This is a genomic window from Rhodococcus sp. 27YEA15, assembly GCF_049739425.1.
Classification (GTDB): Bacteria; Actinomycetota; Actinomycetes; order Mycobacteriales; family Mycobacteriaceae; genus Rhodococcus_F.
Genome location: NZ_JBMHHW010000001.1, coordinates 3,633,654 through 3,652,338 on the forward strand (window position 1 = coordinate 3,633,654; position 18,685 = coordinate 3,652,338).

The 18,685-nt window shown below is 65.7% G+C and carries 18 protein-coding genes; 12 read left to right on the top strand and 6 right to left on the bottom strand.

Features of this window, described 5'->3' with window-relative positions:
• Window positions 1-41: 41 nt before the first annotated feature.
• Both ABH922_RS16880 and menD read right to left on the bottom strand, forming a co-directional pair.
• On the bottom strand, window positions 42-485 hold the full coding sequence (locus tag ABH922_RS16880; protein WP_424807999.1) for a DUF3592 domain-containing protein: 444 nt from the start codon (window positions 483-485) through the stop codon (window positions 42-44).
• Window positions 482-2,095 (bottom strand): 2-succinyl-5-enolpyruvyl-6-hydroxy-3-cyclohexene-1-carboxylic-acid synthase, encoded by a 1,614-nt coding sequence (menD, locus tag ABH922_RS16885; protein WP_424808000.1) that lies wholly within the window; start codon window positions 2,093-2,095, stop codon window positions 482-484. Before menD ends, ABH922_RS16880 begins: the two co-directional genes overlap by 4 nt.
• A gap of 69 nt (window positions 2,096-2,164) precedes the next feature.
• Here menD and ABH922_RS16890 point away from each other — a divergent pair, with 69 nt between their 5' ends.
• Both ABH922_RS16890 and ABH922_RS16895 read left to right on the top strand, forming a co-directional pair.
• Complete coding sequence (locus ABH922_RS16890) at window positions 2,165-2,779, top strand: flavin reductase family protein (RefSeq protein WP_424809702.1); 615 nt, start codon at window positions 2,165-2,167, stop codon at window positions 2,777-2,779.
• 50 nt (window positions 2,780-2,829) lie between these two features.
• The gene (locus tag ABH922_RS16895; protein ID WP_424808001.1) at window positions 2,830-3,657 is read left to right on the top strand and encodes a siderophore-interacting protein; all 828 of its coding nucleotides are present in this window, start codon (window positions 2,830-2,832) and stop codon (window positions 3,655-3,657) included.
• Between the two features lie 10 nt (window positions 3,658-3,667).
• Here ABH922_RS16895 and ABH922_RS16900 read toward each other — a convergent pair whose 3' ends face one another.
• From ABH922_RS16900 to ABH922_RS16915, 4 genes are all read right to left on the bottom strand, one after another.
• Window positions 3,668-4,276, bottom strand: a complete 609-nt coding sequence (locus ABH922_RS16900; protein WP_424808002.1) for a TetR/AcrR family transcriptional regulator — start codon at window positions 4,274-4,276, stop codon at window positions 3,668-3,670.
• Window positions 4,269-5,123, bottom strand: coding sequence for an alpha/beta fold hydrolase (locus ABH922_RS16905; protein ID WP_424808003.1), 855 nt, complete (start codon window positions 5,121-5,123; stop codon window positions 4,269-4,271). Before ABH922_RS16905 ends, ABH922_RS16900 begins: the two co-directional genes overlap by 8 nt.
• Before the next feature lie 149 nt (window positions 5,124-5,272).
• Window positions 5,273-5,719, bottom strand: a complete 447-nt coding sequence (locus tag ABH922_RS16910) for a DUF6918 family protein (protein ID WP_424808004.1) — start codon at window positions 5,717-5,719, stop codon at window positions 5,273-5,275.
• Between the two features lie 48 nt (window positions 5,720-5,767).
• Window positions 5,768-6,763, bottom strand: a complete 996-nt coding sequence (locus ABH922_RS16915) for an o-succinylbenzoate synthase (RefSeq protein ID WP_424808005.1) — start codon at window positions 6,761-6,763, stop codon at window positions 5,768-5,770.
• 202 nt (window positions 6,764-6,965) lie between these two features.
• Between ABH922_RS16915 and ABH922_RS16920 the strand changes: the two genes are divergently transcribed.
• The 10 genes from ABH922_RS16920 to ABH922_RS16965 all read left to right on the top strand — a co-directional run bounded on the left by ABH922_RS16920 (window position 6,966) and on the right by ABH922_RS16965 (window position 16,929).
• Window positions 6,966-7,859 carry a 1,4-dihydroxy-2-naphthoyl-CoA synthase gene (locus tag ABH922_RS16920; protein WP_424808006.1) on the top strand — a complete coding sequence of 298 codons (894 nt, stop codon included), beginning with the start codon at window positions 6,966-6,968 and terminating at the stop codon, window positions 7,857-7,859.
• 45 nt (window positions 7,860-7,904) lie between these two features.
• Window positions 7,905-8,294 (top strand): VOC family protein, encoded by a 390-nt coding sequence (locus ABH922_RS16925; protein ID WP_424808007.1) that lies wholly within the window; start codon window positions 7,905-7,907, stop codon window positions 8,292-8,294.
• 152 nt (window positions 8,295-8,446) lie between these two features.
• Complete coding sequence (locus tag ABH922_RS16930; protein WP_424808008.1) at window positions 8,447-9,631, top strand: anion permease; 1,185 nt, start codon at window positions 8,447-8,449, stop codon at window positions 9,629-9,631.
• A gap of 14 nt (window positions 9,632-9,645) precedes the next feature.
• Window positions 9,646-9,909 carry a hypothetical protein gene (locus ABH922_RS16935; protein WP_424808009.1) on the top strand — a complete coding sequence of 88 codons (264 nt, stop codon included), beginning with the start codon at window positions 9,646-9,648 and terminating at the stop codon, window positions 9,907-9,909.
• Window positions 9,910-9,985: 76 nt separating this feature from the next.
• The gene (locus tag ABH922_RS16940) at window positions 9,986-10,315 is read left to right on the top strand and encodes a DUF3349 domain-containing protein (RefSeq protein WP_424808010.1); all 330 of its coding nucleotides are present in this window, start codon (window positions 9,986-9,988) and stop codon (window positions 10,313-10,315) included.
• 3 nt (window positions 10,316-10,318) lie between these two features.
• Window positions 10,319-10,621, top strand: coding sequence for a DUF3349 domain-containing protein (locus tag ABH922_RS16945; RefSeq protein WP_424808011.1), 303 nt, complete (start codon window positions 10,319-10,321; stop codon window positions 10,619-10,621).
• A 20-nt stretch (window positions 10,622-10,641) separates the two neighbouring features.
• Window positions 10,642-11,757, top strand: coding sequence for an o-succinylbenzoate--CoA ligase (gene menE / locus ABH922_RS16950; protein WP_424809703.1), 1,116 nt, complete (start codon window positions 10,642-10,644; stop codon window positions 11,755-11,757).
• Window positions 11,758-11,873: 116 nt separating this feature from the next.
• Window positions 11,874-15,005 (top strand): isoleucine--tRNA ligase, encoded by a 3,132-nt coding sequence (gene ileS, locus ABH922_RS16955; protein WP_424808012.1) that lies wholly within the window; start codon window positions 11,874-11,876, stop codon window positions 15,003-15,005.
• Between the two features lie 107 nt (window positions 15,006-15,112).
• A complete protein-coding gene (locus tag ABH922_RS16960) occupies window positions 15,113-16,105 on the top strand; it encodes an ATP-binding cassette domain-containing protein (protein WP_424808013.1) in 993 nt (330 codons plus the stop codon).
• The gene (locus ABH922_RS16965; protein ID WP_424808014.1) at window positions 16,102-16,929 is read left to right on the top strand and encodes an ABC transporter permease; all 828 of its coding nucleotides are present in this window, start codon (window positions 16,102-16,104) and stop codon (window positions 16,927-16,929) included. Before ABH922_RS16960 ends, ABH922_RS16965 begins: the two co-directional genes overlap by 4 nt.
• Window positions 16,930-18,685 lie beyond the last annotated feature (1,756 nt).

Below are 18,685 nucleotides of genomic sequence, written 5' to 3' on the forward strand. Positions count from 1 at the left end.
CGTCCCGGCTGCGTTCTCGTGAAGTCGGGGCGACAGGTGGACTAACTTGCGTCGACGGTCGGAGCCTGCTGGGGTGCGAGCTGCCTTTTGCGCAGGTACCAGATGGCGGGGCCGGCGAGCAGCCACGTCACGACGACGACGGAGCCGGCAGGAATCAGGGCGACGCTCGCGTTGCGGCCTGCGACACGAACGAGGTCGGGGTCGCTCTTGTCGTACTCGACTTCGATGCGCTGTCCGACGGTGAGGTTGGTGGGATAGAGCACACCGAGTTTCGGGTTCCGGTTGGCGCCGTCCGGGGTCACGAAGTTGATCGCGGACCGCAGCGATCCGGCGGAGAGAACTTCGGCGGTGGCGGTGCCCATGTCGGATTCGATGGTGCGATCGTTGCGCCAGGCGCCGAGTACGAGGATCACGGCCAGTACCGAGACACCGACGGCGACGACGGTCACGGCGATCTTGAACCTACGCACAACCTGGCCGGTCACAGAGCTGCTCGCACGCGGGCGTGCAGCTCACGCAGGCCGCTTCGGTCGGTGGCGACTTCGAGAACTCGAATTCCGGCGGCCGGGCGGGCGAGGTGTTGCGCCACCGTGTCGACGGCGACGGCGGTGTGCGGAACACGGTAGGCCGCACAGAGTGCCGCCAGATCCATACCGTGCGGGGTTCCGAACACTCGCTCGAACACCCCGGCGTACTGCGGGTCGCCCTGCTCGAGGGTTTCGAAGATTCCGCCGCCGTCGTCGTTGGCGACGACGATGGTGAGGTCGCGTGGCCGGGGTTCACCGGTGCCGATGAGCAGGCCCGACGCGTCGTGCAGGAAGGTCAGGTCACCCATCAGCGCCACGGTGCGGCCGTGGTCGTAGGCCAGCGCTGCTCCGACGGCGGCGGAGACGGTGCCGTCGATGCCTGCCACTCCGCGGTTGGAGAGCACGCGGACGTCGGCGCGGGGACTGCTCACCAACGCTGCATCGCGTACCGGGTTGGACGCGCCGAGGAGTAGTTGGTCACCTTCGCGTAGGGCAGCCGTCACCGCTGCCGCGACGTGCAGTCCGGTGGCTTTGGGATGCGTGTCGAGTTCACGACGCACTGCGGCGTCGGCACGTTCGCTGAACTCGGTGCACCCCGCGATCCAGGTCGCGTCGGGGGTCCCGGTGACGACGGCACGGGTTCCGGTGGCGAGGACGTTGCCGGAGACGTCGGGCCAGCGCGGACCGGTGGTGAGGGCGTAGACGTCGACGCTCGGGTCGGCCAGCAGTGTCGATACCTGACGGTGCAGGGTGGGCCGTCCGGTGATGATCGCCTGGCGGGGTTTGAGCTGCGAGAGCGCGAGAGGGTGCAGCGCGAAGCCATGTAGTGGCGCGGTCGGTTCGGCCACGGTGGGCAGGCCGGCCAGTTCGGGGCGCAACGCGCTGCCGTGCCCGGAGATGACGACGGTGTCGGCAGTGACGTCGACGTCGAGTGGGACGTCGAGCGTTGCGCTCGCCGTGGTGGTCCAGGCCGCACCGTCGGGGCGACCTTGTGGGGCGCGGGTGAGGTCGTCGAGGTCCGGTACCAGTGGTTCACGCAGAGGAATGTCGAAGTGAACGGGCCCGGCGTTGCCTGATCGTGTGCCTCGTGCGGCGGCGAGCACTCGGCACACCGCCGAACGCCACTGGCTGTTCTGGGACCGATCGTCCTCGGCCAGACCGAGGCTGATGGTGGCGCGTACCTGGGTGCCGAACAGTCCGAGTTGTTCGACGGTCTGGTTGGCGCCGGTGCCGAGCATCTCGTACGGGCGGTTCGCGCTGAGCACCACGAGCGGCACTCGCGCGTAGTTCGCCTCGAGCACGGCGGGGCCGAGATTGGCGACTGCGGTGCCGGAGGTCATCACGATGGGGACGGGCCGGTTACCGGCGATCGCCAATCCCAAGGCGAGGAAGCCCGCCGTACGTTCGTCGATCCGCATGTGCAGACGTAGCCGCCCGTCGAGGTCGGCGGCCTGCAGTGCGAAAGCGAGGGGGGCGTTACGCGAGCCTGGACACAGCACGACCTCGCGCACCCCACCACGGACCAGTTCGTCGACGACGGCGGTGGCTTGTGCTGTGGACGGATTCACGCCTTCCAGAGTGTCAGATGTCCGGGCGAGAGATAGCCAAGGGGCGGTGTGTGCGGCACCATGGACGGGGTGCGCGCACTCTTCGATCCGGCAGAGCTGACACCGAGTCGTTTCTATCGGCTGCTGACGGCGTCGGTGATGCCGCGTCCGATTGCCTGGGTGTCGACGGTGTCGGCGGACGGGGTCGCGAATCTGGCCCCGTACAGCTTCTTCACGGTGGCAAGTTCCGAACCACCTGTCGTGCAGTTCACGTCGGTGGGCCGCAAGGACAGTCTGCGCAACATCGAAGCGACCGGCGAATTCGTGATCAACGTCGCATCCGTCCCTTTGCAGGCTCTGGTGAACGACAGTGCCGCGTACTTCGACGCCGATGCCGACGAGTTCACCGAGCTCGAGATTCGACGCGAGCCGAGTGAGCGGGTGAGACCGTCTCGGGTGGCCGATTCGCCGATCGCGATCGAGTGCACCCTCCACCGGGTGATCGAGGTCGGGAACTCGTTCGTCGTGATGGGTGACGTGGTGACCGTGGCGGTGCGGTCGGAGGTTCTCGCGGCGGACGGTCTGCCGGATTCCGCGGCGGTGGCTCCGCTGAGCCGACTGGGCCGGCGGGAGTGGGGCCTGCCACCTGCGGTGATCGAGTTGGAAAGACCGACGGCACCACCCAAGCCGACCGAAGCAAGTTAGCCTTACCTGATAACAGGCTGTCCGATGCAGCAGATCAGGGAGAACGAGTCATGGCCAAGCGCGCCAAGTACGTCAAGCCGGCCTCACGCACCATCGTGGAAGCGGAGGTGGTGGCGAGCAAGCGCATCAGTCCCGGCTTCGTCCGGGTGACCATCGCAGGCGAACAACTCTCCTCGGTGGCGCCGATGGGTGCCGATCACTGGTTCCGGTTCTTCTTCCCCCAGGCCGGTCAGACCGAACTGCGACTGCCGAGCGCAGCGAGCAACCTCTGGTACGCGCAATGGTTGATGATGTCCAAGGACACCCGCCCGGTGGTGCGCAACTACACGATCCGCGCCTACCGGCCCGCCGGTTCCGGTCTGTTCGGAGACCGCACCGAGATCGACATCGACTTCGCGCACCACGGCGACTCCGGACCGGCGTCGGCGTGGGCCAACGCCGCGACCGAAGGCGGCCGGGTCGCGCTCCTCGACGAGGGCCGCATCTACAACCCCACGCCCGACGCCACCTGGCAGCTTCTCGTCGGTGACGAGAGCGCACTGCCTGCGGTGATCGGGATCCTCGAGTCGGCGCCGGCCGATCTGCGCGCGGAGGTGTTCCTCGAGATCGCGCACGACGACGACAAGCAGGACGTGCCGGAATCGGCCGGGGTGAACGTGCACTGGCTCGTTCGGACGGACGCCGACGCGGTACCGGGCGTCCTCGCACTCGAGACGGTGCGAGCAGCGGAACTTCCCACGGGCACCTCCTACACGTTCGTCGCCGGCGAGCAGGCTTTGACCACCGGACTGCGACGGCATCTCGTGAACGACCGTCAGTTCGCGAAGTCGAACATCACGTTCACCGGGTTCTGGCGCCACGGACACGCCGCCGGCTGAGATCGGAACGTCACGACGGTCCGATACCGCGAGACGGCAGGCTTCGGGTTGCCGAACCGACTGCGGACATTCCGGCATCGACGAACCGGATCATCCAGTCGACGCTGTCGTCGAGATCACCGTCCCACTGGAAGGCGTCGGCGGCGCGGAGCATCGCGTAGCCGTGAATCATGCAGCGCATCGTGCGGATGGCGTGATCGAGCTGTGCGGCTGGGATGCCGTACCCGGACAGGGCCGCTCTGATGGAGTCGATCAGGCGGGTGGCGGCAACGAGGAACGGATCGCCGTCGCCCAGAAACGGCATTGCGGTGGTGGCGCCGTAGCGCCCTGGATGCCGGTCGACGTACGAGCGCAGCGCCGTGAACAGTGCCGCGACGGCGTCAGCCCCCGACTTGCCCTGCAGGGCGTCGCGCACCGCGTCGCCCATCTCGCTCATCGCCAGAGTCGCGATTCGTCGTTGCAGGTCACCGATGCCGTCGACGTGTTTGTACAGCGCGGGTGCCTTGACGCCCAGACGGTCGGCCAACGCGGCGAGGCTGACCGAGCCGAGACCCGACTCGTCGGCGAGTCGAGCTCCTGCCACCACTACCTCGGTCGTGCTCAACCCGGCCCTAGGCACGGTGGTGCTCCGCGAGGAACGGCAGCAGCGCCTGGGCGACTTCGTGGGGGTACTGGGCGTGCGGGTAGTGGCCGGCATGTTCGATCATCCGGTAGCTGCCCAGTCCGGCCGGTAGCAGGTCGACGATTGTCGCCGCCTCGGATTCCGGGTCCACGAAGTCCGCGTCGTCGGCTCCCATGATCACCAGGGTCGGGCATTGCACGTCGGCAAGTTTGGCGGCGGCATCGGACGGCTTGGCCATCGCCATCTCGCGGACGGCAGCTACGCGTCCCGGTTCGGACAGGTTGGCGTGCAGAACGGGCAGCCATCCGTCCCAGTCGGCCGGTGTGCGGCCGGAATAGGCCGACTCCAGATAGCTCGACCACGCCGAGACCCGTCCGGTGAGAAGGAAGCGCCCCAACCGGAACGCGCCCCGACGGTAGGGCGCGTTACGCAGCAGCGCGGCCGCACTGAATTCGGGCGAGTGGGTGAACGGATCGATCTCGACGATCGCGGTCACCACTGTGGGGTTGGTGGCGGCAGCGATGGTTGCCGCGCCACCGGAGAACGACTGTCCGACGATCACGGCCGGGCCACCCAGCGCTCGAACGATTGCCACGAGATCACCCGCGGTATCGGTGCGCGTGTACGAATCCCAACCGGTGGTCGAATCGCCGTGCCCACGCAGATCGGCGCAGGCCACGCGATATCCGGCGGCGACGATCAGCGGGGCGAGGAATCGATAGGTGCTGCGAATGTCACCCATGCCGGGCGAGAAGACCACCAGCGGACCGTCTCCGGTCACCTCGTAGGCGATTCGTCCGCCCTCGACATCTACGTACTCGATCGCGCCGGCTCTCTCGGTCATCGTGTTCACACTTTCGTTGGTTACGAACTATAACTTTAAAGTTACGCCAAGTAACCAGGCGGTGCCATGAGATGTGAGCAACGAGATGCATGAAGACGCAAAAGCGGCCCGGAACATGTTCCGGGCCGCTCGAGCATCGCAGGAGATTCCTATCCGGCGTGCTTCTGGATCAGCTCGCCCAGACGCGGCAGAGCCGCGCTCACGTGCTTCTTCGCCGAACCACGCAGCTTCGAGTACACGGTCTTGACGCCCGACTTGTTACTGCCTTCGATGCGCTCGTCCGTCACTTCGAGGAGCGAATCGGAGACCGCGTCACCGCGAGCGGTGATGAACTCGGCGAAGCTGGCTCCACCGGAGGTGGAGAACTCCTGCCAGTACGGCTCGAGCTTCGACACGAAAGCCGGCAGAAGAGCGGTCACGGCGTCCGGAACGATGGACGGGCTCACCTTCTTGACCGCGCCGTAGCCGGTCTTGAGAGTCAACCCTGAGGCCCCCGACTTATCCGAAACCTCTGCGTCGATCAAGGCTTGCACGTCCGCGACGACCGCGGGAACCCGTGATTCCTGGAGCAGGGTTTCGTTCAGAGCTGCAACCACTTTCGATCCCTTCATTTTGCACTGACATTCATCAGGTAGGGCCCGACCTTATACGAAATCACGCGGCACGTTCTCGGCGAGTATCCGATGGCACCTGCGGGCTCGGTCGAGCCACCACCGACGACGCTCCGGTGACGCCGTCAGGGCTCCGACCAGCGACGGATCGGGTTCGACCGGCCTTACGGACAAAGCACCCTCGATTGCGTCCGGGGTGATCGCGACATCCCGGACGAACAATCCACCGGTGCCGAGACCGCATGCGAACGGCAGCTCGGGCAGGGCTGCAGCAGCCGCCAATCCGGCCGACATGCCCACTGCGGTGTCGAGGGCACTCGACACCACCACCGGCACCCCGTACTCGCCCAGTTGCGAAGACAGCGCCACGACGGCACGCATCCCACCGAGCGGTGGAACTTTCACGACGGCGACGTCCGCTCCCCCGGCTCGCACCACGCGCAGCGGGTCACTCGCGCGTCGGATGCTCTCGTCGGCGGCGATCCGCACACCGGTCCCCGCGTTGCGAACTCGGACCAGTTCCTCGACGCTCGCGCAGGGTTGCTCCGCGTACTCGAGGTCGCCGTCGACGGTGAGCGCGCGCAGCGCGGTGATCGCCTCGTCGACACTCCAGCCTCCGTTGGCGTCCACGCGCACGTTGGGGATGTGTCGGCGCACCTCGTCGACCCTGGCAACGTCGTCGGCGAGGGTTTGTCCCTTCTCCGCCACCTTGACCTTCGCGGTTCTCGCACCGGGGAACCGTGCGAGCAGCGCGGGGACGTCGGCGGCGGCGATCGCCGGGACGGTGGCGTTGATCGGTACGTCGGTGCGCCGCGCGGGCGGTGGGCCCAGCCAGGCCGCTTCGATTCCGGCGCGAAGCCAGTGCGCGGACTCGGCATCGTCGTATTCGGCGAACGGCGCGAACTCCCCCCATCCGGCCGGACCGTGGACGAGCAGTGCTTCGCGGGTGGTGATGCCACGAAAGCGCACCCGCATCGGGAGGCTGACGACCACTGCGTCGGCGATCAGTTCTTCGGCGGTGGGAAACATGTCAGGGCTGCCCGTCGAGGAGGGCGATCAAGAGTGCCTCGGGCTCGAATCGGGGAACCCCACCCCGACTGTCGTCGGCTGCCGCGGCGCTCGGATCGTCTGCGATGTGTTCGCTCATGAGCAGCACGTTAGCGCCAACGAGAACGTGTACCGATGCAGGTGTCCGCGCAGCCGAGGCGGTACTGCCTCTATGGTGTCTGAGGTGACCTTCAACCCGCAGCTCTGGCGCCCCGTTCCCGGTTTCGAGAATCTCACCGACATCACGTATCACCGGCATGTCGATCAAGGCACCGTTCGGGTCGCCTTCGACCGCCCGGAAGTACGCAACGCGTTCCGCCCGCACACGGTCGACGAGTTGTACCGCGCGCTCGATCACGCCCGGATGACCTCGGATGTGGGCGCGGTTCTGTTGACCGGAAACGGCCCCAGCGAGAAGGACGGTGGCTGGGCGTTCTGCTCGGGCGGCGACCAGCGCATTCGCGGCCGCAACGGCTATCAGTACGCCGAGGGCGAGACCGCGGACACCGTCGACAAGGCCCGTGCCGGACGCCTGCACATCCTCGAGGTCCAGCGACTGATCCGCTTCATGCCCAAGGTCGTCCTCTGCCTGGTGAACGGCTGGGCGGCGGGCGGCGGGCACAGCCTGCACGTCGTGTGCGATCTGACGTTGGCCAGCCGCGAGCACGCACGTTTCAAGCAGACCGATGCCGATGTCGGAAGTTTCGACGGCGGCTACGGCAGTGCGTACCTGGCGAAGATGGTCGGCCAGAAGTACGCACGCGAGATCTTCTTCCTCGGCGATACGTACACCGCCGAGGAGATGCACCGGATGGGCGCGGTCAACAAGGTCGTCGATCACGACGACCTCGAGAACGTCGCCATCGAATGGGCCCGGAAGATCAACGGCAAGTCGCCTCAGGCGCAGCGAATGCTCAAATACGCCTTCAACCTGCAGGACGACGGGCTGGTGGGGCAGCAGTTGTTCGCCGGTGAGGCCACCCGGCTGGCCTACATGACGGACGAGGCGGTCGAGGGCCGCGATTCGTTCCTCGAAAAGCGTGATCCGGACTGGTCCCCGTACCCCTGGTATTTCTGAGACGGTTACCACCGACATGTCCGACACGGCAGCTAAGGACGAGTAGTGGAGATTCTGAGCAGCAGAACCATCCTGCGCCCGAGCGATTACGAACTGACCCTGAGCTTCTACCGCGACACCCTAGGCTTGGCAATCTCTCGCGAATACCCAGGTGGCACTGTCTTCTTCGCAGGTCAGAGCCTGATCGAGATCGCGACCCACGGGTATTCCGACCGTCAGGGTTTCAGTGGTTCCCTCTGGTTGCAGGTCCGGGATCTGACCGCGGCGCAGACCGAGCTCGTCCTCGCCGGCGTGAAGATCGTGCGGGAAGCCAGACAGGAGCCGTGGGGTCTGCACGAGATGTGGATAGCCGATCCGGACGGCACCCCGATCGTGATGGTGCAAGTGCCGGCGGACCATCCGATCAGACGGGACTCGCGGCCCCCGTCGGAGTGAGTGGACCGGCACCACGAACGGGCGTCGTCCGTGGTGCCGATCACACCTGATTTCGCAGCTTCGCAGCCCACGCGCAAAGTGCGTGCTTCGACACCACCCGTTCACATCTCGGTCGCTGTACATTTACGCGTCCGATACGCACAATTCATGTCGTGACCGCAGAGCTCGTAATTCTCCTGGTGGTGGTTGTCACCGCCCTCGCGTTCGATTTCACGAATGGATTTCACGACACGGGCAACGCGATGGCCACGTCCATCGCCACCGGAGCACTCAAACCGAAAGCCGCGGTCACACTCTCCGCGATCTTGAATCTGATCGGCGCGTTCCTGTCGGTGGAAGTGGCGGCGACCGTCGCCAAGGGCGTCGTCAATCTCAGTGCGGTCAACGGACAGTCGCTGTTGTTGATCGTCTTCGCCGGCCTGGTGGGCGGCATCATCTGGAACCTCGTGACCTGGCTGCTCGGATTGCCGTCGAGCTCCTCGCACGCCCTGTTCGGCGGCCTCATCGGTGCCGCCATCGCCTCCATCGGCATGGGGGGCGTCGAGTGGGGTGGTGTGCTGACCAAGGTGGTGGTTCCGGCAGTTCTCGCACCCGTCGTCGCCGCGCTGGTCGCCGGTGTCGGCACCAAGCTGGTCTACCGCATCACCGCCTCCGTCAAGGAGGACGAGCGTGAGCGCGGTTTCCGGTTCGGACAGATCGGCACCGCCTCGCTGATCTCCCTCGCGCACGGCACCAACGACGCCCAGAAGACGATGGGCGTCATCTTCCTCGCGCTGGTGGCGCACGGCACCATCACCGCGGAGACGGAAATGCCGTTCTGGGTCAAGTTCGCCTGCGCGGTCGCCATCGCACTGGGCACCTATCTCGGCGGCTGGCGGATCATTCGCACCCTCGGCAAGGGTCTGGTCGAAATCGCCGCACCGCAGGGACTCGCGGCCGAGGCGTCGTCGGCGGCGATCATCCTCACCTCCAGCCATCTCGGTCTCCCCCTCTCGACGACACACGTCGCCACCGGATCGATTCTCGGTACCGGTATCGGGCGCAAGGGCGCGGAAGTACGGTGGTCCGTTGCCGGACGTATGGTGGCCGCCTGGCTGATCACGTTGCCGTCGGCGGCCGTGGTGGGTGCGATCTGCTGGGCGATCGCACATTTCATCGGCGGCCTCGCCGGAGTTCTGATCGTCTTCGCCGCGCTCGTCCTGTTCGCGATCTACATGTACGTCCGGTCCCGCCGGGAGCCGGTGGACGCAGGCAACGTCACCGCGGAATGGGACGAGTCCGAGGTGTCCCCCGTTGCTGATGCCGAGCCGTCCACCGAATCCACTCGAAACCCCTGACAGGAGCAGCTCGGATGCATCTGATCACCGATACTCTCGAATCGCTCTGGCAGGTTGTCGCGGTCGGCCTCCTCTTCGGCGCCGGTCTGCCCGCGATCTTCGCCCTGGGCATCAAGTCCCTGAGTCTGCGCACCGCAGGCGGCCCCGATGCCCCGACGCCGCTGGGCCGAACTGTGGCGTACCTGTGCTTCGCTGTCGTGCTCGTGACGGTATTCGCTGGAATACTGCTGTTGATGAAGAACTTCCTGGCCAGTACGTTCGGCATTCACGTCTTCTGACCGGCCCGCCGTCGAAGACCGGTATACGAGGGCACACCCACATTCCGCATAGACACGAAGAACGAGGCCGAGGATTTTGAGCAAGTATTCATTGCGCAGCGTGCTCGACTGGCTGCGCGCCGGGTACCCGGAAGGAATTCCGGACAAAGATCATTTCGCACTGCTCGCGGTGTTACGTCGGCGCCTGACCGACGAAGAGATCGAGCAGGTTGTCACGCTGTCCGTCGAATCCGCCCACGAGGTGCCCGATCGCGACGTCGACTACGACACGATTCGCTCGATCATCGCGGGTGTCATCGACGAGGAGCCGTCCGAGAGCGACGTCGACCGCGTCACCGAGAGACTGCGCGCCGGTGGGTGGCCGGTCACCGAGGATGCGGACGACGAAACCCGAGACGTGGGCTGAACGATGGCCCTTCCGCCCTTCCTCTCGTCGATAGTCGGCTGGTTGCGGGCCGGCTATCCCAACGGCGTTCCGGAGCAGGACTACATCCCGTTGTTCGCGTTGTTGACGCGCCGACTGTCGGAGTCCGAGGTCGACGCGGTTGCGGACGCGTTGATCGAGGACGGTGATCTGCCCATCGGCAAGACCGACATCGCGGTCCTCATCACGAAGATCACCAACGAGATGCCGTTGGAGTCCGATGTGGATCGGGTTCGGGATCACCTGTCCGCGGGCGGCTGGCCGCTGGCCGGACCGGACGATCAGTGAACAGCCTTCGAACCCTGAAGATGCCCGGCGGTCGGGCCGTGTTCGACGTCCTGCCGCAGATCGCCGCCATCCTCGACGGTCACCAGGACGCCGTTCTTCCCGTTCCGGCCGACGACGTTCGCGAAATCGCGCGACTGTCCGATGCCTTGCGTCCGGGTGAACCCGTCGACGACGCCATCGCCCTGGTGGTTGCCACCTCGGGCACCACCGGAGTCCCGAAGGGCGCGATGCTCACCGCCGCCGCACTCCGCGCGAGCGGCGAAGCGACGCACGAACACCTCGGTGGACCCGGCTCCTGGCTGCTGGTTCTGCCGACGCATCACATCGCGGGTATGCAGGTACTTCTTCGCAGCGCCTCGGTCGGCACCGAACCGGTGGTCGTCGACGTCACGAACGGCTTCGATCCAGCGGCGCTGCCTGCCGCCGTGTCGGCGATGCGCGGACCGCGCCGGTACACGTCACTGGTGCCGACTCAACTGATCAAGGCGCTCGGTGATCCGGGCGCGGTCGAGGCGTTGGCGTCACTGGACGCCGTTCTGCTCGGCGGGGCGGCGACGCCGGCCCCGGTATTGGCCCGGGCCACTGCGGCGGGTGTCACCGTGGTTCGAACCTACGGCATGAGCGAGACCGCGGGCGGCTGCGTGTACGACGGAATCCCGTTGGCCGGAGCCGAGATCCGCATCGACGACGGTCGGGTGCTGCTGGGCGGGCCGATGTTGGCGTCGGGATATCGAGGGCTCCCCGATCATCCCGCGTTCGCCGAGCCCGGGTGGTTCCGGACCGACGACGCCGGATCCGTGGTCGACGGTGTTCTCCGGATCAGTGGGCGCCTCGACGAGGCCATCTCGACCGGCGGATTGACTGTCGTGCCGCAGGTGGTGGAGGCTGCACTGATCGATCATCCGGCGGTTCGCGAGTGCGCGGTGATCGGGCTCGCCGATCCACGTCTGGGACAGCGAGTGGTGGCCGTGATCGTCGCCGACGGTGTGGCGCCGACGCTCGCCCAGTTACGCGCACATGCGCAGCTCACTGTGGATTCGACTGCCGCGCCCCGCGATGTGTTCGTGGTGGACGCCCTGCCGCTACGCGGCCCCGGCAAGGTGGATCGCGCCGCGCTGGTGGCCCGGTTCAGCTGAATCGGTTCTCGCCTGGTCCTGGCTCGGTGCGCAGTGCGGGTCCGAAAACGGCCGGCCGAACAGCAGCCGGCGATGGCACACTGATCGCATTGTCGAGTCGATCGGGGACCAAAAAAATGTACAGGGCGGTACCGGGGCAGGTCGATCTGCCCGGGCTCGATCACGAAGTTCTCGAATTCTGGCGTGCACACCGCATTTTCGCGCGCAGTCTGGAGCAGACCGAGGGCAGTCCGGAGTGGGTGTTCTACGAGGGGCCGCCGACTGCGAACGGCATGCCGGGGACCCACCACATCGAGAGTCGGGTGTTCAAGGACCTCTTTCCGCGTTTCAAGACGATGAAGGGTTTCCACGTGGCCCGCAAGGCCGGCTGGGATTGCCACGGTCTGCCGGTCGAACTTGCCGTCGAACGCGAGTTGGGACTTTCCGGTAAGGCGGATATCGAGGCGTACGGGATCGCGGAGTTCGCGGACCGGTGCCGGGATTCGGTCACCCGCCACACCGACGCGTTCGCCGAGTTGACGGAGCGGATGGGCTACTGGGTCGACATGGATTCGGCATATCGGACGATGGACTCGGAGTACATCGAGTCGGTCTGGTGGTCGTTGCAGCAGATCTTCGACAAGGGGCTGTTGGTCGAGGACTACCGGGTAGCGCCGTGGTGCCCGCGTGATCAGACCGCGCTCTCGGATCACGAGCTGGCCCAGGGATACGAGATGGATGTGGATCCCTCTGTCTACGTTCGGTTTCCACTGACCGACGATGCGCCGGTATCCGGCCCGTCGTCGCTTCTCGTCTGGACCACGACGCCGTGGACACTCGTCTCGAACACTGCGGTGGCAGTACATCCCGATGTGTCCTATGTCGTGGCGACGGACGGCGTCGAGCGGCTTCTGGTCGCTGACGAGCTGGTCGAGCAGGCGCTCGGGGAGGGGTGGACCCGGACGGGCGAGTCGTTCCTCGGCTCGGACATGGAGCGGTGGGCGTATCGACCGCCGTTCGACCTGGTCGAGGTACCGGATGCTCACTACATCGTCCTCGCCGGCTACGTCACCACCGATTCCGGTACCGGGTTGGTCCATCAGGCACCGGCATTCGGTGCGGACGATCTGGCGACGTGCCGGTCGTACGGCCTGCCGGTGGTCAACCCCGTCGGCAAGGACGGAACCTTCGACGCTGCGGTTGCCATGGTGGGTGGACTGTTCTTCAAGGATGCGGATGCACCGTTGGTGGCGGATCTGCGTGCGGGCGGGTTGCTCTTTCGTGAGCAGCAGTACGAGCACAGCTACCCGCATTGCTGGCGGTGCCATACGGCGCTGATCTACTACGCGCAGCCGTCCTGGTACATCCGCACAACTGCTGTGCGCGAACAACTTCTGCGCGAGAACGAACGCACCAACTGGCAGCCGGAGTCGATCAAACACGGCCGATACGGTCATTGGCTGACCAACAACGTCGACTGGGCTCTGTCGCGATCACGGTATTGGGGGACGCCGCTGCCGATCTGGCGCTGCCCGGACGATCACCTCACCTGCGTCGCCTCGCTGTCCGAACTCGGCGAGCTGGCCGGACGCGACCTCTCCACTCTCGATCCGCACCGCCCGTACATCGACGAGGTGACATTCGAATGCCGTTGCGGTAGAACGTCGACACGCGTTCCGGAGGTCATCGACGCGTGGTACGACTCGGGTTCGATGCCGTTCGCGCAATTCGGGTTCCCGCACCGGAACGGAGCGCTCTTCGAAAACAGATATCCGGCTCAGTTCATCGCCGAGGCCATCGATCAGACCCGCGGCTGGTTCTACACGCTGATGACGGTGGGCACTCTGGTCTTCGACCGATCGGCCTACGAGAACGTGGTCTGCCTCGGGCATATCGTGGCGGAAGACGGCCGCAAGATGTCCAAGCATCTGGGCAACATCTTGGAGCCGATGCCGTTGCTGGACAAGCACGGGGCCGACGCGGTTCGGTGGTTCATGGCTGCCGTCGGTTCGCCGTGGGCCAACCGGCGTGTCGGCGACAGCACGCTGCAGGACGCGGTCCGCAAGGTCCTGATGACGTACTGGAACACCGTGGCGTTCCAAGCTCTGTACGGTCGGGCGGCGGGGTGGGAACCCTCGGCGGCCGACCCGAAGCCCCGGGACCGGACGGTGACGGACCGCTGGCTGCTGTCGACGCTGAACGTGCTGGTACGCGAGGTCGACACGGCCATGTCGGCGTTCGACCCTCAAACGGTGGGCAGACTCCTCGCCGCGTTCGTCGACGACCTGTCCAACTGGTACGTGCGTCGAAACCGCCGTCGCTTCTGGAGCGGCGACTCGGCTGCCTTGGCCACCCTGCACGAGGCGTTGCGCACCCTCACACTGCTCATGGCACCGATCACCCCGTTCGTCACCGAAAGGGTATGGCAGGACCTGATCGCGTCAACGGAGCCTGCCGCCGCGCAGTCCGTGCATCTGGCCGCGTATCCCGAATCGAATCACGATCTGATCGACGATTCGCTCGAGCGGCAGATGGGGTTGGCGCGCAAACTCGTCGAACTCGGGCGGACCGCCAGGGCCGAGTCGGGGATCAAGATCCGACAACCGCTGTCGAGGGCACTGGCGTCGGGACCCGGCTTCGCGGAGCTGGACCCGGCGCTACTGGCCGAGATAGCGGCCGAACTGAACGTCGAGGTGGTCCTGGGCATCGAGGGCGCCGCAGGCACGGCGGGCGCTGAAGATTCGATGGTGGACACCACCGCCAAGGCGAACTTCCGGCCCCTGGGTCAGCGGTTCGGCAAGCGCGTGCAGGACATTGCGAAGGCAATCGCCGCGGCGGACGCGGCCGCCCTGCAACGCGACCTGGCCGCGGGCGTCGGACACGTCGTCGTCGACGGGGAGCGCGTGTCGCTCTCGGCTGACGAAGTCGTCGTCACACGCACACCGCGGGACGGCTGGTCGGTGGCGTACGAGGGCGGTGCGACACTGGCGTTGGATCTGGCCCTGACGCCGCGGCTACGCCGGGCCGGTCGCGCCCGAGACGTGATCCGGCTGGTCCAGGAGGCCCGTAAGTCGACAGGTCTGGACATCTCGGATCGTATCGAGGTGCGGTTCGTCGCCACGGACGTCGACACCGTCGACGCGCTGGAGGAGCATCACGATCTTGTCGCGCAGGAGGTTCTGGCCACCGGTCTTCGCAGCGGTGAGCCGGAATGGAACGTGACGGCGCACACGGAGCCCGATCTCGGCCTGACCTTCTGGATCAGGTGAGAAGGCGCACAGGGCCGCCAGGCTCTGTGCGTATGCCTCGTGTAAGCCCCGTGGTGCGTATGCCTCGTGCAAGCCCCGTGCAAGTGGCCTCTGTCAGGCTGGGCCGCATGAACTACACGACACCACCGGCCATCGAGGCCGAAGGACTGATCAAGACGTTCGGTGGGCATCGCGCCGTCGACGGAGTGAGCCTCACAGTGCCCACCGGTTCGGTGTTCGGTGTCCTCGGGCCCAACGGCGCGGGCAAGACCACCACCGTCCGGATGCTCGCCACGCTGCTCCGCCCGGACGGCGGGCAGGCCCGGATCTTCGGGCACGACGTCAGCCGGGAACCCACTGCGGTGCGATCCCTGATCGGTGTCACCGGCCAGTACGCGTCGGTCGACGAGGATTTGACCGCCACCGAGAACCTGATCATCTTCTCGCGCCTGCTCGGCTTGAGCCGTAGGGATGCGAAGAGCAAAGCCCTCGCGCTTCTCGAGGAGTTCGATCTGACGGAGGCGGCGTCGAAGTCGCTGAAGAATTTCTCCGGCGGTATGCGTCGACGTCTCGATCTGGCGGCGAGCCTGATCGCGCAACCGCCGCTGCTGTTTCTCGACGAGCCGACGACGGGTCTCGATCCGCGTACTCGTGCGCAGATGTGGGAGACCATTCGGCGGCTGGTCGCGCAAGGGTCGACGGTGATGCTCACGACGCAGTATCTGGACGAGGCCGATCAGCTCGCTGATCGTATTGCCGTCATCGATCGTGGCCGGGTCATCGCGGACGGCACCGCCGACGAACTCAAGGCCTCGGTCGGCACGTCCGTGTTGCAGCTCAAGCTGCTCGATCGCGACCGCACCGAGGAGGCGCGCTCGATCATCGCGTCGACGCTGGGCGTCGAGGTGGGTGTGACCGCGGCGATCGGCCGGATCACGGCACCACTCGACGATGCGTCGGCCACCGCAGATCTACTGATCCGATTGCGCGAGAACGGAATTGCGGTCGAGGAGATCAATGTGCAGAAACCCAGCCTCGACGAGGTGTTCCTCACCATCACCGGGCATCAGCCCGAGGACGAGGCACCCAGCGACGAGAACACCGATCGGAGCGTTGCATGACCACCACGTTGACCAAACCTCGGTCGCCGGTCGCGTCGGTGGATTCCGTGCCGCGCCGGATCAGCGTTTCACAAAGTTTCGCGAACACGTTCACGATGGCGTATCGCGGACTCCTCAAGATCAAACACAACCCCGAGTTGCTCTTCGACGTCGTCATCCAGCCGATCATCTTCACGGTGATGTTCACGTACATCTTCGGTGGCGCGATCGCCGGAAACATCGAATCGTATCTGCCGATGATCATTCCGGGCATCCTTGTTCAGACAGTCATCACCGGTTCCGTCGTCACGGGTACCCAGCTTCGTGAAGACATGGACAAGGGTGTGTTCGACCGCTTCAAATCGCTGCCCATCGCCCGCATTGCGCCGTTGTCCGGGGCGCTGCTCGCCGATGTCGTGCGGTACGTGATAGCAACCACCATCACGTTCGTCGTCGGTTTCGCCATGGGTTACCGTCCGGCCGGTGGTGTGGTGGGCATTCTCGCTGCGGCGGTGCTGGTGATGGTGTGCGCGTTCGCGATCAGTTGGATCTTCGCTCTGATGGGCGTCTTGATGAACAAAGCGTCCACGGTGCAGGGCATTTCGATGCTCGTACTGTTTCCGCTGACGTTCCTGTCCAACGCATTCGTCGATCCGAGCACGATGCCAGAATGGCTGCAGAAGTTCGTGAGCGTCAACCCGGTGTCACATCTGGTGACCGCGGTGCGGGAATTGGCGAACGACGGGCATTTCGGTATCCACGTGCTCTGGTCGTTGGTGGGTGCCGCGGTGATCGTCGCCGTGTTCGCTCCGCTGACGGTGCGAACGTACATGCGTAAGACGTAAGTCCGACAGCTAGGCCGGGTGCGGTCCGCGCAGTGCGGTGACCACTGCATCGCGGGCCGCACTTCTGCTGAATCGGGCTACCTTCTCTTTCTCTTCCTGCCACCGAGTTTCGCCGACGATGCCGACGGCGTACGCCTCGAGCCCGGAATGCTCGAGCGAGGCGACGTCTTGTCTGGCGGACATCTTCATCCCGAGGGCGAGCAGTCCGACGCCGTGGTCGTGGTCGCCTGCCGCCATCTCGTAGGCGCCCACTGCTGCCGCCACCGATCCGGCGAGCGGTAGGTCGATGTAGCGATGGGGATCCATGGTGACAACATTGGAGTTCCGCATCCGCCGCACGTGTGTGCTCACCCGTTCGTACTGCCCGTGAAGGACGTGCGCACACACCGCGGCCGCGCCGAGCAGCACGACGAACGGATCGCCGAGTATGTTGTGGGCCGTAATCCCCCAACACGTCCATCGCTTCCCGATAGCGTCCGAGACCAAGCTCGAAGTCGCCCTCCGCCAGATCGGCTTCGGCGGAGGTCACCAGCAGAGAAGCTCGACGTTGATCGTTCTCGGCACCGGAGGCGCTGCCCTGCGACGATTCCGGGCGGACCTGATCGAGCAATGTCCGGCCGGCCACCGTCTCCCCTGCCGCGATCATCGCACCCGCCTGGAAATGAACGAGCTGCAACGATTCCTCGTTCGCGCCGAGTCGTCGCATCGATACGGCCGACATCGCATAGTAGGGAACAGCCTCGCCGTACCGTCCGGACTGGCTGTACACCGAACCGATCTGTTGCGAGGACATCGCGACGCCCAGTTCGTCACCGATTCTGTGCGCGTAGTCGAGAAGAGCAACTGCGTCGAGCAGAGCTCCGCGGCTGTCGCCGATGTTCTCTCGAATGTTCGATCGTGTGGTCAGCGCCGCCATCCGGGTCTCCGGGTCCGAACTCCGCATCCCGTGCGCCACCAGTCGTGGAAGGTTCGGCCGCGACCGACCTACGGCGAGGACCACCTTGATCACGAACACCAGCGACGGCGGCAGATCCTCGCGCTCACGCAGCATGGTCCGCAAGCGGATCCGCGATCGGGCGAAGCTGCGATCGACGGATTCGAACAGCGTGTTCATCCCCACCAACAGAAACGTCTCGGCCAGGAGCTCGGCGTCGACGTCGTGCAGGGCGTCACCGGCGGTGGCCTCGATCACCTTCGGCGCCCAGTTCGTGACCTCCGAGTTGGTGCCGCGAATCACCCACAGCATCGCCAGCACCGGAAACACGGTCACGACGGTTCGCCCGTCTCGGCGTTCGACGGCCCACCGCAGCACGGCCAACAGATTTCCGTATTCTCGGTCGATCTCGGCGACCAGACGTACCTGGTCGGTTCGAGAACGCCGCTGCGCGTCCTCGGCGACGTCCCGCGCCCACCGATTCAGTCGAAGGATCACCTCCGATTCCTCACCGGAGCGCGTGAGCTGTTCTTCGCCGAATTCACGCACCGTCTCGAGCATGTAGTACCGCAACTCGCCCGCGCTGTCGTCCACCGAGAGCAGCGACTGATTGACCAGGGCCTCCATCGCTTCGGCGACGTCGACCAGATCGCCCCACTCGGCTACCGCCGTCGCGGAGGGCAACGTGAAACCGTCCGGGAACCGACACAGTCTCCGCATCGCAACCTGATCGCGCGTGGCGAGCAGATTCCAACTCCACTCGATCACCGCGTGCAGCGTTCGATGCCGGTCCGGTGACGTCGGGTCGGCAGAGCGCAACAG

What these genes read in the sequence shown, in the direction of transcription:
- ABH922_RS16895 (WP_424808001.1), top strand. Translation starts at nt 2,830, where the DNA reads ATGGCCAAGCGCGCCAAGTACGTCAAGCCGGCCTCACGCACCATCGTG.
- ABH922_RS16905 (WP_424808003.1), bottom strand. Translation starts at nt 5,123, where the DNA reads ATGACCGAGAGAGCCGGCGCGATCGAGTACGTAGATGTCGAGGGCGGA.
- ABH922_RS16915 (WP_424808005.1), bottom strand. Translation starts at nt 6,763, where the DNA reads ATGTTTCCCACCGCCGAAGAACTGATCGCCGACGCAGTGGTCGTCAGC.
- ABH922_RS16935 (WP_424808009.1), top strand. Translation starts at nt 9,646, where the DNA reads ATGCATCTGATCACCGATACTCTCGAATCGCTCTGGCAGGTTGTCGCG.
- ABH922_RS16945 (WP_424808011.1), top strand. Translation starts at nt 10,319, where the DNA reads ATGGCCCTTCCGCCCTTCCTCTCGTCGATAGTCGGCTGGTTGCGGGCC.
- menE (WP_424809703.1), top strand. Translation starts at nt 10,642, where the DNA reads ATGCCCGGCGGTCGGGCCGTGTTCGACGTCCTGCCGCAGATCGCCGCC.
- ileS (WP_424808012.1), top strand. Translation starts at nt 11,874, where the DNA reads ATGTACAGGGCGGTACCGGGGCAGGTCGATCTGCCCGGGCTCGATCAC.
- ABH922_RS16960 (WP_424808013.1), top strand. Translation starts at nt 15,113, where the DNA reads ATGAACTACACGACACCACCGGCCATCGAGGCCGAAGGACTGATCAAG.
- ABH922_RS16965 (WP_424808014.1), top strand. Translation starts at nt 16,102, where the DNA reads ATGACCACCACGTTGACCAAACCTCGGTCGCCGGTCGCGTCGGTGGAT.